General features: G+C 65.3%; 9 protein-coding genes. 3 read left to right on the top strand and 6 right to left on the bottom strand.

The genetic code is table 11. The features are described 5' to 3' along the window. From ACN0T5_RS11760 to lptF, 4 genes are all read right to left on the bottom strand, one after another. Nucleotides 1–927, bottom strand: coding sequence for a SurA N-terminal domain-containing protein (locus ACN0T5_RS11760; RefSeq protein ID WP_417768794.1), 927 nt, complete (start codon nt 925–927; stop codon nt 1–3). 189 nt (nt 928–1,116) lie between these two features. Continuing rightward, a complete protein-coding gene (locus tag ACN0T5_RS11755) occupies nt 1,117–3,555 on the bottom strand; it encodes an LPS-assembly protein LptD (protein ID WP_417768793.1) in 2,439 nt (812 codons plus the stop codon). Further along, nucleotides 3,555–4,661, bottom strand: a complete 1,107-nt coding sequence (gene lptG, locus ACN0T5_RS11750; RefSeq protein ID WP_417768792.1) for an LPS export ABC transporter permease LptG — start codon at nt 4,659–4,661, stop codon at nt 3,555–3,557. Before lptG ends, ACN0T5_RS11755 begins: the two co-directional genes overlap by 1 nt. A gap of 1 nt (nt 4,662) precedes the next feature. After that, nucleotides 4,663–5,850: an LPS export ABC transporter permease LptF gene (gene lptF / locus ACN0T5_RS11745; RefSeq protein ID WP_417768791.1), complete on the bottom strand. Its 1,188-nt coding sequence runs from the start codon at nt 5,848–5,850 to the stop codon at nt 4,663–4,665. Nucleotides 5,851–6,216: 366 nt separating this feature from the next. Between lptF and ACN0T5_RS11740 the strand changes: the two genes are divergently transcribed. From ACN0T5_RS11740 to ACN0T5_RS11730, 3 genes are all read left to right on the top strand, one after another. Continuing rightward, nucleotides 6,217–7,713: a leucyl aminopeptidase gene (locus tag ACN0T5_RS11740; protein WP_417768790.1), complete on the top strand. Its 1,497-nt coding sequence runs from the start codon at nt 6,217–6,219 to the stop codon at nt 7,711–7,713. Between the two features lie 604 nt (nt 7,714–8,317). Next, entirely contained in the window at nt 8,318–8,767 is a 450-nt protein-coding gene (locus tag ACN0T5_RS11735) for a DNA polymerase III subunit chi (RefSeq protein WP_417768789.1), read from the top strand. Further along, complete coding sequence (locus ACN0T5_RS11730; protein ID WP_417768788.1) at nt 8,764–9,468, top strand: class I SAM-dependent methyltransferase; 705 nt, start codon at nt 8,764–8,766, stop codon at nt 9,466–9,468. The genes ACN0T5_RS11735 and ACN0T5_RS11730 overlap by 4 nt, the downstream gene beginning before the upstream one ends. A 34-nt stretch (nt 9,469–9,502) precedes the next feature. Here the strand turns inward: ACN0T5_RS11730 and ACN0T5_RS11725 are convergent, their stop codons facing one another. Together ACN0T5_RS11725 and ACN0T5_RS11720 are read right to left on the bottom strand one after the other, a co-directional pair. Continuing rightward, entirely contained in the window at nt 9,503–10,207 is a 705-nt protein-coding gene (locus ACN0T5_RS11725; RefSeq protein WP_417768787.1) for an HAD family hydrolase, read from the bottom strand. A gap of 21 nt (nt 10,208–10,228) precedes the next feature. Further along, nucleotides 10,229–12,133, bottom strand: a complete 1,905-nt coding sequence (locus ACN0T5_RS11720) for an ABC-F family ATP-binding cassette domain-containing protein (RefSeq protein WP_417768786.1) — start codon at nt 12,131–12,133, stop codon at nt 10,229–10,231. Between the last annotated feature and the right edge of the window lie 128 nt (nt 12,134–12,261).

Here is a 12,261-nt window from a genome sequence, read left to right as displayed (position 1 = left end):
CTAGCGGTAATCGATGATGGCGCGACGGCGGAGCTCGCGCAGATAGCGCCGGCTGAGCTGCTGCCCCTCCTTGTCACGCAACTCGTCCTCGATCGCCGTACGCGCGGCGACGTTGCTCGCGATCTCCTGCTTGTCGCAGAGCGCGAACATCTCATAGCCGTTCGACGTGGTCTGCGGCGCCGTGACCTTGCCGACCGCGGTCTTGTCGAGCTCCTTCTTCAATTCGCCGGGAAGCTCGGTTTCCAGCCGCGTCTTGATCGGCAGCACGACGATTTCCCGGTACTGGCGGGCCAGCGTCTCGGCTTCGTTGCAGGAGGTGAACTGGGAGCGGTACTGGTCGGCCTCGCGGCGTCGCTGCGCCTTGGTGCCGGCCGAGGACTTGGCGGGCACGACGACGACGATACCCTGGACCCGGTATTCCATGCTCGTGTTGGTGTCCTCGTCGTCCTTCTTCCGAAGGGCGGCGACGACATCCGCTTCGGCGATGCGCACTTCCTGCTGGAACCGCGCCCGCAGGACCTGCGTCCATGCAATCTCGCTTTCCAGTCTGGAACGGAGCGTATCGGGATTGATGCCCGACTGGCGAAGCACCTGGGTGAGGCGGCTGGGCGAGAGCTTGACCCGGCTGGCGAGCGTGGCATAGGCCTCGTCGACCTCGGCCTTGGAAACATTCAGACCGGCGCGCTCGGCTTCCTGCTTCTTCAGCGCGTCGTTGACGAGTTCTTCCATCGCCTGACGGGTCGTCCCGGAGCCGCCGCGACCGGTGGTCAGGCGCAGCAGGCCGGCGCGCTGCTTGATGTCGTAGGTGGTGATGGGCTTGTTGTTGACGATCACCTTGATGGCGGTCTGCGCTGCCACGGGTGCGCCCGCAACACTCGCTGCGAACAGCATCGCCAGAGTGGCGAGCATCCAGCGCTTTCCAGTCATTCCGTTCCCCCTGTCGTCGCTTCTCGCGGAACCGTGTGCGTCATCCGGGGCTCCAAGCCGCCGGGTCATGCGTGTCGCTCGTCGGTTCACGCGCAAGTCCGGCGAGCGTGTGCATGCGCTCTCCGGCATCCCGGTTCGTTCACCGTCATCCCTGCTTTCGCACCAGAAAACGGCCAAATTCCGTCGGGCCTAATTGTCGCCGTTGGTCGAGAACTGCGTGTCGCCAAGCGTCCGCAGGCCGAAGCGGAAAAAGAACAACCGGTCCGTGGTCTGGCCATTGTTGCGACTGCGATCCTCGGCATAGGCGAGCGAGACGGAGAAGCCTTCGTCGTCATAGCCGATGCCGAAGCTGTCGCGCACCATGTTCTTGCGCTGCAGATCGTAGCGTACCGATCCGAAGAGGCGCCAGTTCTCCTGCAGTCTCAGGCTGGCGGATCCGATCACTTCCTCGCGCGGCGTGGTGATGCCGAGATTGGGCTGAGCCGACAGATAGGCATAGGCGAGGTTGCCGGTCAGCGGCCCATAGATGCCGGTTGCTTCGATCTGGCCGCGGCGGATCGAGAAATCCTGGTGGTCGAAGCGCGCCTGTGCGCCGACACGCAGGCCCTGACGGCTGTCGAAATAGAGGCTGCCGACATAGTCGCTGTAATTCGTCTCGAGGCCTGAACTGCTGGTCGCATCGAGAATGTCGGCGGTCTTGAAGGAGTTGGTGCCACCCATGTGGAACGACCGGCCGAACAGCGCGCTGACATTGAAGCCTTCATCGAACTGCAGGCTGTATTTCAGGCCGATATTGGCGCGTGTGCCGCCCTCGCTGCGGTCGAAACCGGAGAACTTGTCATACTCGAAGAGAGTGGTGGAATCGAAGACGATGCTTTGCGCGTCCTCGTTCGGCAACTCGCCGATGCGTCCCTCGTTGGGGCGGACGATGACCTGCGCGACAGGCTCGATGATCTGGTTGCCGCCGTCGAACGTGCCGATGAAGGGGAAGCGGTAGTCGATGCCGACCGCCGGCATGATGCGGCCGACAAAGGATTCGTCGGTCAGCGCGGCGACATTCTTGTCCTGCGAGGACAGGAAGTAGAGGTCGCCCTTCACATAGGCGAAGGGTGTGAACACCTGTCCGAGCGGGTCTATCACCGTGGAACGCCAGTCGGCGCGCAGGCTGGTCCGGGTGAAGGTACCCTCGACACCGCGGAACCGGGTGGTGGTGCCGACCTGGATCGCATCGGTCTGGTCGCGCGTCAGGCTGGTCAGGTTGCCGGTGAAGGACAGCTCGCCGCCCGCGATCGGGTCATCGAAGATGTAGTTGTAATCGAGAACCGGATGGACGAAGGGCTGCTTGTCCTGCAAGCGGCTGCCGACCGGAATGAAGCCCGGTGCGTCGAAGCCGGCAGTTGCAGTGTAGTCCTCCTGCGAGATGCGGAACGCGTAGCTTCGCAGGTCGAAGCGGTTTCGCTCGCTCTGCCCGGTAAGGTAGATCTGCGACACGTCGGCCGCATTGCCGAAATTGGTGAAACTGTAGTCGGCGAGGAAGGACCGGTCGGTTCGCCAGGACGCGTCCCACCCCCATTTCCAGCGCTCGTTGATATCAAATTCGCCCTTGGAGGCGACGACGCCACGGAACCGGCGATTGCCACTCGAGGTCGTGTATTCGCCCGGCTGGGCCTGGACGAGGCCGCCGACATGGATCGAATAGGAACCGTTGATGAGTTTCTGGCGCCACTCGGCCTGGCTGAGCACGCCCTGCTTCGTCAGCGGCGTCGCCGACAGCAAGAGGTCGTATGTTTCGCCCAATGCCAGGTAGTAGGGTATGCGCACGCCGACGCCGACCCGGTCGCCGTAGACGCCCGAAGGGATGAGGAAGCCGGACTTCCGCTTCACGCTGGGGTCGGGCATCGACAGGTAGGGCAGATGGACCAGCGAGCGACCGAAGAACTCGAGCGAGGCCTTCTCGAACTCGATCGTCCGTTCCTGCTGGTTGTGCACGATGGTCTGCGCACGGATGCGCCACAGGGGCGGCTTTTCCGGCGGGTTCCGGGGCTTGGTGTAGACCGTGTAGAGCCCGTTCTCGAAGGTCGTGCGGTTGCCGTCCTCGCGCCTGGCGCTGTCGGCCAGAAAGCGGGTGCGCTCGGGCGTGTCGAGCTGCAAGGCGGAAGCGAAGCCGTCGCGCAGGTCCTCGGAAAGGTCCATGGAACCGGCACGCAGCACGTTGCCGTCCGGTTCCGTCAGCCGGACATTGCCATCGGCGCGCAGCCGGCCATTGCGCCGGTCGAAGTCGACGCGATCCGCTTCAACCGTGTTGCCGCCGTAGTAGATCTGCACATTGCCGACAGCCGAGATCACGTCCCGGTCGAAATCGTATCGCAGTTCGTCGGCCTCAAGCAGCAGCGGATCGGCGGGATCGACCTGGCTGGCGAGCGTGTTGACGAGATCCGCTTGCGCGGCGGCGGGAACCGCGTGGAAGGGCAGGGCGGCAAGGGCAACGAGGAGCGTTCCGGACAGGACGGTGCCGGCAAGCATTGCCGCGCGCATGCGGGTACGCATGCGCGCATGCCCACGCGCCGCGTCCGTTACGGACAGGCGGCGCGGCAATTCGGCAACGCTTGCAGGAACGGCCAAGTTCATTAGCCGTCCTCCAGGTGAAGGAGGATCGTGATCCCCATCAAGACTCCAAACACTCCAGGTGCCCACGCGGCAAGGACCGGGGGCACGATTCCCGCACCGCCGAGGTCCTTGCCCAATTCCGACAGAACGTAAAGCACGAACCCGGCAAGGATTCCACCCAGAATCAGGCGGCCGACACCCCCCATCCGCGAAACCCTCAGGGAAACGCAGGCGGCGATCAGCACCATTGCGGCCAAAAGCGCCGGTCTGGCCAGAAGTGTCTGATATTGAAGTGAATAACGATATGCCGGTAAACCCGCGCGCTGTGACAATTCGATCACACGCGGCAGGTCCCAGAATCCGATGGATTCGGGGGCCGCGATGCTCTCGCGGACCTCCGTCGGCGTCAGGTAGGTGGACACCGAATAGGACGTGAACGCGCGAGGATCGCCGCTGGTTGAGTAGACGGTTCCGTTGGAAAGTCGCCAGGACTGGTCGGCGAGGAAGGCCTCGCGCGCCTCGATGCGCTCGACGAAGGATCCCTTCCTGTCGAAGGTGAAGACCGTGACGCCGAGCAACCGTTCGCCGTTGTCGAGGATCTGCTTGGCGTGGAGGACCGATTCGCCGTCGATGCCGTCCTGGCGCAGCCATATGTCGCCCGTGGTCTGCAGCAGGAAGTTCTGTTCGCGGCCGAACAGGCCCGAGGCGATCTCGTCCGACTGGGTGCGAAGGACCACCGCGAGCGGGTTGTAGACCAGCACGGCCGCGATGCCGATGAGGATGCCGACAGCCAGTGCGGGGGCCGTGAACTGCCAGACGGAGACGCCGGCGGCGCGCGCCACCACCAGTTCCAGCTTGCGGCTGAGCCCGAGAAAGGCCGTGATGGCGCCGAACAGGACGGCGAAGGGGAGCACCTGCTCCATCAACTGAGGCACCCTGAGGAGCGATATGAGGCCGATGCGGGCAAGGCTTGCGCCTTCCTGATCGCTGGCCCGGCGCAGCAGTTCCAGCGCGTCGAAGACGAAGATCAGGACAGCTGCGAGCAGGAACAGTCCGCTGATCGCGACAAGAAAGCGCGCGGCCAGATAGATGGCAAGGGTACGACCGGAGCGTGCGGCGGCGAGCATGTCAGGCGGCTCCGCCATGCTGGCGGCGCTGCAGCCGCGAGACGAGATGCTCGACCTGTTCGACCAGCCGTTCCCCGGTCACCGCAAGGGCGCTCATCCAGCGCGGCCTGCGGGAGACGGCAATCGCCCAGGCCGCGACCGCGATGGCGGCGAGCGGAACCAGATAGAGCGCGAAACGGGCGGCAGGCAGCCCGGGAACGAGCGTGAGGACGCCGAAACCGGCCGTGCGCAGCAGGATCGCCAGGACCAGCGCCGCAAGGATCGAGAGGTGCCGGTTCTGCCGCGTCGTCTTTGGCTCGCCGGCAAACAGGTAGACGATCAGGGCAAAGGCGAGCGGATAGAGCGGCTGACTGAGTCGGTCGTGCAGTTCCGCCACGAGGCGGCTCTGGTTGTCGGCCGCGTAGGTGTCGCTGTCGTCGGGGGCAAGCAGGTCCAGAGTGGAACGCTCGCTCGACTTGTAGGTGGACACCGTGCCGGTCGGCACCATGCTCGACAGGTCGAAAGCGTAGGACTGGAAGCGGACGATCGAGATGCTGCCATTGGCACGCGTGCGCCGCTGGATCGTGCCGTCCTGCATCACCAGCAACGTTCGGCCGGCGGCCTCGACGATCTGGCCGCGCGCGGCCTCATAGGTGAAAATGGTGTCCTCGGCCCGCTCGTCATGCATCAGCAGGCCGTCGAGCTGGCCTTCGCCGCCCCGGTTGCGGATGTGGAAGGTGAGGCCGTCCTCGATGCCGATGAAGCGGCCGGGGCGGACGATGTTGGCAACAAGATCGACCCGCACCTGGGTGATCTCGTCACGGAGTGCGGCAAGTCCGGCTGGCGCCAGAACAAGCGACAGGGCCGCGCACAGGAGGCTGACGGCGGCAGCGAAGCACAGGACCGGGCGCAGGAGTACGGAACGCGAGGCGCCCGAGGCATTGATGACGATGAGTTCGCTGTCGTTGGAAAGGGTGTTGAGCACGACGATCAGTGCGATCAGCAGCGCGAAAGGCGCGATTGCCAGCACCAGGAACGGCATTGCCAGCATGGTCATGCCGACGAACTGGACGATGGTCTGGCCCTTTGCGGTTACCAGATCGAGCTGGCGCAGGGCCTGCGTCGCCCAGACGACGCCTGCAAGTGCTGTCAGCGTCACCAGAAAGACGGCTGCCAGGCGCCGGAAGACGTAACGCTCGAAGGTGGTCATCAGGTCCGTGTCGTGCTGTGCCGCTAATGGCCGATGGCCCGGTTGTAGGAATCGGCAAGCGAGGCCTGCGCCGGTGCATCGGCGGCCTGCTTGGCCACTGAGCCCGATTAGGCGCGAGTTTAGGTAAATACTCCAAGAAGAAAAAGGGTTAAGCAGAAATTAACAGCGTGACGGGTTTGCCGCCGGCTTGCCCGCGGGCGAAACTGGTACCATTGTATGGCGGGAACGCGCCGGTTGGGTCGCAAATCCCGCCGGTCGGCCGCGTTGTGCGGTCTCCGCCGCCATCCGACGGCTTCCCGCCGGTCGGACGCGCGGGCGGCACGGCGCCGGTGACTCTCCTTTTTCCTCAGACAAGAGGTTTCAACCTTGCTCCCCAAGATCTCCTTCGCAAAGCTGGCCGCCCCTGAAAAAGGCGTGGCCGTTGTCTTCGCCGACGATGCCCTGACCCTCGGCAAAACCGCCGGCACGATCGGCGACGGCATCGAGGCCCTCGTTAAGCGCGCAGCCGACGCGGCCGGTTTTTCCGGAAAGTCGAAAACCGTACTGGACCTGCTGGCACCGGCCGGCACCGGTCTCGACCGGCTTGTGGTCATCGGCCTTGGCAAGGCCGGGGCGGTCTCGGAGCTTGGCGAGAACGACTGGGCCGCGCTCGGCGGCGTCGCCATGGGTGCCATCGGCAAGGCGAAGGCGGCCGAGATGGTGCTGGAAACGGCAGAGGGCGAGGTTGCTCCGGTCATGGCGGCGGCGTTCGCGATGGGCGTGAAGCTGCGCGCCTATACGTTCGACCGCTACAAGAGCCGCAAGGATGACGACGACAAGCCGAAATCGGCGGCCAAGGTCACGCTCATGACCGGCGATACAAAGGCCGCGAAGAAGGCATGGGCGGACGCCGATGCCGTCAGCGACGGCACGCTGCTTGCCCGTGACCTGGTCAACGAGCCGGCCAACGTGCTGACGACGCTTGAATTCGCGAAGCGCGCCAGCGATCTCGCCGGGCTCGGTGTCGAGATCGAGGTGCTTGACGAAAAGGCGATGAAGAAGCTCAAGATGGACGCGCTGCTGGGCGTCGCGCAGGGATCCGACAGCCCGCCGCGCATGGTCATCATGCGCTGGAACGGCGGCAAGAAGGATGCCGCGCCGGTGGCATTCGTCGGCAAGGGCGTCGTCTTCGACACGGGCGGCATCTCGATCAAGCCGGCCGCCTCGATGGAAGACATGAAGGGCGACATGGGCGGTGCGGCGGCCGTCACCGGCCTGATGCACGCACTGGCGGCCCGCAAGGCCAAGGTCAACGCCGTCGGCGTCATCGGCCTTGTGGAGAACATGCCGGACGGCAAGGCGCAGCGCCCGGGCGACATCGTGACGGCGATGTCGGGCGCGACGATCGAGATCATCAACACCGACGCGGAAGGCCGTCTGGTGCTGGCCGACGCGCTCTGGTACACGCAGGACCGGTTCAAGCCGGCCTTCATGATCAACCTGGCGACGCTGACCGGCGCGGTGCTGATTGCGCTCGGCAGCCAGCATGCCGGCATCTTCTCCAACGACGACGAACTGGCCGGACGCCTTGCCGACGCGGGCCTTGCAACCGAGGAACGGGTCTGGCGGCTGCCGCTGTCGGCGGAATACGACAAGCTGATCGACACGCCCAATGCCGACATGAAGAATACCGGAGGACGGCTTGCCGGCTCGATCACGGCGGCGCAGTTCCTGCAACGCTTCGTCAACGACGTGCCGTGGGTGCATATCGACGTCGCGGGCACCGCGATGAGCAGCCCGAAGACGGAGATCAGCAAGGGCTGGGCGTCGGGTTACGGCGTGCGGCTGCTCGACCGCCTGGTGCGCGACCACTACGAAGGCTGACGGTCGATGCGGGAAGGGGCCTTGCTCCTTCCCGCCCCCTTTTCCGAAAGGGGGCTTGCCGGATACAAAAAACCCGCCGGAAGGGCGGGCTGCTCTGTCTGTTCGTATCCTGGCCGGGACGCGTGCCGAAAGCAGGCGCCTTTCCGGATCAGCAGGTCTTGTAGGCCGCGCAGGAACCGGCCGGTTCGCTCACCACAGTGCCCATGGCCGTCGTGACGCCGGCAAGACCGAGCACCAGACCGAAAAACAACACAATCCGCAAAGCCATCAAATGTCTCCCGTTGCCCCGGCATCTCGACTTTTCTACCGTCTTGCCACTGTCCCGGATGCTAGCCTGCGGCGTGTGTCACGGATGTGATCGTGACCACAGTCGAGGCGATCGTCGCGGGTTGCGGAAAACGGCAGCGATGCCGGGTCCAGCCCGGTCGTGAATCTGCCGGGCCGAAGTTGGGAAACCGTTAATCGTGAATCCTTTGCAAATCAAAGCCGCTGTCCGTCGCTGCGTCACTTCCCGCGCGAACTGTTGCAAGCTTGCCGCAGGGCGGGGGCGCGGAGGGTGTTGCGACGGGGAAAGAAGGCGTTCTTCGACAAGGGGATTGGAGCGATGACGGAGGTCCTGTTCTATCACCTGATGATCAAGCCGCTCGAAGAAGTGCTGCCGGGCCTGCTGGAGAAAAGTCTCGCCCGGGGCTGGCGCTGTGTCGTGCAGGCCGGTTCACGGGAGCGGTGCGAGGCGATTGATTCGCTGCTGTGGACCTATCGTGACGATGCGTTCCTCCCGCATGGCACCACGGCAGATGGCCATGCAGAGGCGCAGCCCGTCTACCTGACCGACGGGCCGGAGAACCCGAACGCGGCGAGCGTGCGGTTTCTCGTCGACCGTGCCGCGCCGCCCGACCTGTCGTCCTATGAACGCGGGGTCTTCCTGTTCGACGGCCATGATCCGGAGGCGCTTGCCGATGCACGGGCGCACTGGAAGGCGATGAAGGCGGCCGGGCACGAACTCACCTACTGGCAGCAGGCCGAGAACGGCCGCTGGGAGAAGAAGGCATGAGCAGCGCTCCGGGAGACGAGGGCTTCCTGCATCGGCGCGGTGCGGCGCGCGCGCGCCTCGACGGATTGTTCGGGGCGAAGGGCGGCGACAAGGCGGACCGGTCCGCGTGGTTCGATGCGGTCTACCAGACGGCCGATGGCGACCCTGCCGCCGTCCCCTGGGCGGATCTCGCGCCGAAAGCGGAGCTTGTGGCGTGGCTGGCCGCGCATCCCGGCAAGGGACTGCGGGCCGTCGATGTGGGGTGCGGCCTCGGCGACAACGCGGAGGCCATTGCGGGTGCCGGCTACAAGACCACGGCGTTCGACCTGTCGCCAAAGGCCATCGAATGGGCAAAGGCGCGTTTCGAGCAAACCCGTGTCGATTACCGTGCAGCGGACATGTTCAATCTGCCGCGCGACTGGATCGGCGCCTTCGATCTCGTCCACGAATGCTACACGCTTCAGGCCTTGCACGGGGACATGCGGGAGGAGGGCTTCGCCGCCATTGCCCGGCTCGTCGCGCCGGGCGGCCGGTTGCTGGTCCTGACGCGCACGACGGCCGAGGACAGTTCGCCGGACGGACCGCCCTGGCCGCTGACGCCGTCGGAACTCGGCCGCTTCGCCGGACTGGGCCTCACCTGCCAGGAGACGTTCGCCTATGAGATCCGAAAAGGCGAGCGGGTGATTCCGCATGTGCGCCAGGTCTGGCAACGCGAGGGCTGAGGCCGAAGACTTTCGCAGACGATTGGGATCCCGCCTATTGCATCCCGGCAAGGATGCCATTCAGTTCGCCCAGATGCGCGACCTGGTGGAAGCGGTCATGGGCGACGGGCTCGTTGGCATGTTCAAGCGCCCAGGTCAGTTCATAGGGCACGTGAACCGCATGGCTGCCCGCCTCAAGCGCCGGCAGGATGTCGGATTTCAGGGAGTTGCCGACCATCATCGCCCGCTCCGCGCCGTCGCCATGGCGCGCGAACAGGGTTTCATAGGTATCGCGCGTTTTGTCAGGCACGATCTCCACCGCGTGGAAATGCTCGCCAAGGCCGGATGCGGCGATCTTGCGCTCCTGGTCGAACAGGTCGCCCTTGGTGATCAGCACAAGCCGGAAGTCGCCCGCCAGTGCGCTGAGGGTTTCCTTCACGTGGGGGAGTGTCTCGATCGGATGCGAGAGCATGTCGCGGCCGGCTTCAAGGATCTCTCCGATCACGGAGGCCGGCAGCGTGCCGTCGGTCACCTCGATGGCCGTCTCGATCATCGACAGGGTAAAGCCCTTGATGCCGTAACCGTAATGCCGGAGGTTGCGCCGTTCCGCCGCCAACAAGCGCTCCTCCAGGCTTTCCGGTTCGCTGTAGGCGGCAAGAAGTCCGGCGAACCGTTCCTGCGTCAGCTTGTAGAAGCGCTCGTTGTGCCAGAGCGTGTCATCGGCGTCGAAACCGATCGTCGTCAGTCGCGAAGGTGCCATTACCGGCTCCCGTTGCTGGTGTCAGGTGCCTTCCAGCTCGGCAGACAGTTCGAGCCAGAGCTCTTCGGTGCGAACCAGTTTCTTTTCGAGATAGGCTCGCTCCTTGGCGAATTTGGTCGCGCGTTCGGCATCCTTGAGAAAAAAGTCCGGATCGGCAAGGGCAGCGTCGAGCTTGCCGATCTTGTCTTGCAGCCTCGCGATTTCCTTTTCGGCGGCCTGGACCTCCTTGCGCAGCGGAGCAAGACGGGCCCGGCGTTCCGCCGTCCCGCGCCGCCGCTCCGGATCGCCTTGCGGCGTCTCGCTTGAGGCCGCCGCCTGGATCTTGGCGGCAGGCGCGCCCTTCTTGCCGTTGCGCTCGCCCTTGTCGCGCTTCAGCACCAGCCGGCGATAGTCCTCCATGTCGCCGTCGAAGGACTGGACGCCACCATCGGCGACGAGCCAGAGCCGGTCGGCACAGGTCTCGACCAGATGCCGGTCGTGGCTGATCAGGATGACGGCGCCATCGAAGGCGTTGACCGCCTGGATCAGTGCTTCGCGGCTTTCGATGTCGAGATGGTTGGTCGGCTCGTCGAGGATCAGCAGATGCGGTCCCTCGAAGGTCGCCAGACCCAGCAGGAGACGCGCCTTCTCGCCGCCCGAGAGGTCCTTGGCGGGCGTGTCCATGCGGCTTGTCGGCAGGCCGAAGCGGGCGACGCGGGCGCGCACCTTGGCTTCCGGCGCGCTCGGCATCAGGCGGCGCACATGGGCGACGGGGCTCTCGGCCGGCATCAACTCGTCGAGCTGGTGCTGGGCGAAGAAGGCGACCTTCAGCTTCGAGGCCTTGGTGGTCTCGCCGGACTTCTTTTCCAGCCGGCCGGCGACGAGCTTGGCGAAGGTCGACTTGCCGTTGCCGTTCGAGCCGAGCAGGGCGATGCGGTCGTCATTGTCGATGTTGAGCGACAGGCGCGAGAGCACCGTCGTGTCGCCGTAGCCGACCGAGACGTTTTCCATGCGCACGATCGGCGGCGCCAGCCGGCCGTCCGGGTCGGGGAAGGAGATGGGCAGGGCGTCGGTTTCCACGATGGCGGCGATCGGCTCCATCTTCTCCAGCATCTTCAGTCGCGACTGGGCCTGGCGGGCCTTCGATGCCTTGGCACGGAAACGGTCGACGAAGGCCTGCATGTGCTTGCGCTGGGCCTCCTGCTTCTCGCGGCTCTTTTCCTGAAGCATCAGGGCCTCGCGGCGCTGCCTGTCGAAGCTGTCGAAGCCGCCGCGGTAGAAGGTCAGTTTCAGCTGGTCGAGATGAACGATCGAATCGACGGCCTTGTTGAGCAGGTCGCGGTCGTGGCTGATCAGCAGCACCTGGTGCGGATAGCGTGCGATGTAGCTTTCCAGCCACAGCGTGCCTTCGAGATCGAGATAGTTGGTGGGCTCGTCGAGCAGCAGCAGGTCGGGCTCGGAAAAGAGCACGGCGGCGAGCGCGACACGCATCCGCCAGCCACCGGAAAAGGCGGAGCAGGGACGGGCCTGCGCCTCGGCGTCGAAGCCGAGGCCGGCGAGAATGCGCGCGGCGCGCGCTTCCGCCGTGTGGGCATCGATGTCGGCGAGCCGGGTGTGGATCTCGGCGATGCGCAGCGGATCGCTGGCGGTTTCGGCTTCCGCAAGCAGCAGGGCGCGCTCCGTGTCGGCGGCAAGAACCACCTCCAGCAGCGTCTCCTCGGTGCCGGGCGCCTCCTGGGCGACCCCGCCGATGCGCAGGCCCTTGGGCATGCGGATCTCGCCGCTCTCGGGAGTGCTTTCACCGGTGATCAGGCGAAACAGGGTGGATTTGCCCGCGCCGTTGCGGCCGATGAAGCCGGTCTTGGCGCCGGTCGGCAGCATGACGCTCGCCCGCTCCATCAGCGTGCGTCCGGCAATGCGGTAGGTGAGGTCGGTGATCTGCAACATGGGCGGATCAATGGCGGGAAACGACGGTTCGCGCAAGGGGTGGCGGGCGCGTTGTCGCGTGCAGGTGACCCAATTGCAACGCTGGCCCCGCACAGCCTAGGATGCTTGTCGTACCTATCGCAATCGAG

The organism is Stappia sp., from assembly GCF_048261845.1.
GTDB lineage: Bacteria > Pseudomonadota > Alphaproteobacteria > Rhizobiales > Stappiaceae > Stappia.
The sequence above is the reverse complement of the archived record's forward strand: the minus strand, read 5'-3'. Positions and strand labels throughout refer to the sequence as shown.

Bases quoted from the DNA above. Each gene is read 5' to 3' on its own strand.
- ACN0T5_RS11760 (WP_417768794.1), bottom strand. From the start codon at position 927: ATGACTGGAAAGCGCTGGATGCTCGCCACTCTGGCGATGCTGTTCGCA.
- ACN0T5_RS11755 (WP_417768793.1), bottom strand. From the start codon at position 3,555: ATGAACTTGGCCGTTCCTGCAAGCGTTGCCGAATTGCCGCGCCGCCTG.
- lptG (WP_417768792.1), bottom strand. From the start codon at position 4,661: ATGCTCGCCGCCGCACGCTCCGGTCGTACCCTTGCCATCTATCTGGCC.
- lptF (WP_417768791.1), bottom strand. From the start codon at position 5,850: ATGACCACCTTCGAGCGTTACGTCTTCCGGCGCCTGGCAGCCGTCTTT.
- ACN0T5_RS11735 (WP_417768789.1), top strand. From the start codon at position 8,318: ATGACGGAGGTCCTGTTCTATCACCTGATGATCAAGCCGCTCGAAGAA.
- ACN0T5_RS11730 (WP_417768788.1), top strand. From the start codon at position 8,764: ATGAGCAGCGCTCCGGGAGACGAGGGCTTCCTGCATCGGCGCGGTGCG.
- ACN0T5_RS11725 (WP_417768787.1), bottom strand. From the start codon at position 10,207: ATGGCACCTTCGCGACTGACGACGATCGGTTTCGACGCCGATGACACG.
- ACN0T5_RS11720 (WP_417768786.1), bottom strand. From the start codon at position 12,133: ATGTTGCAGATCACCGACCTCACCTACCGCATTGCCGGACGCACGCTG.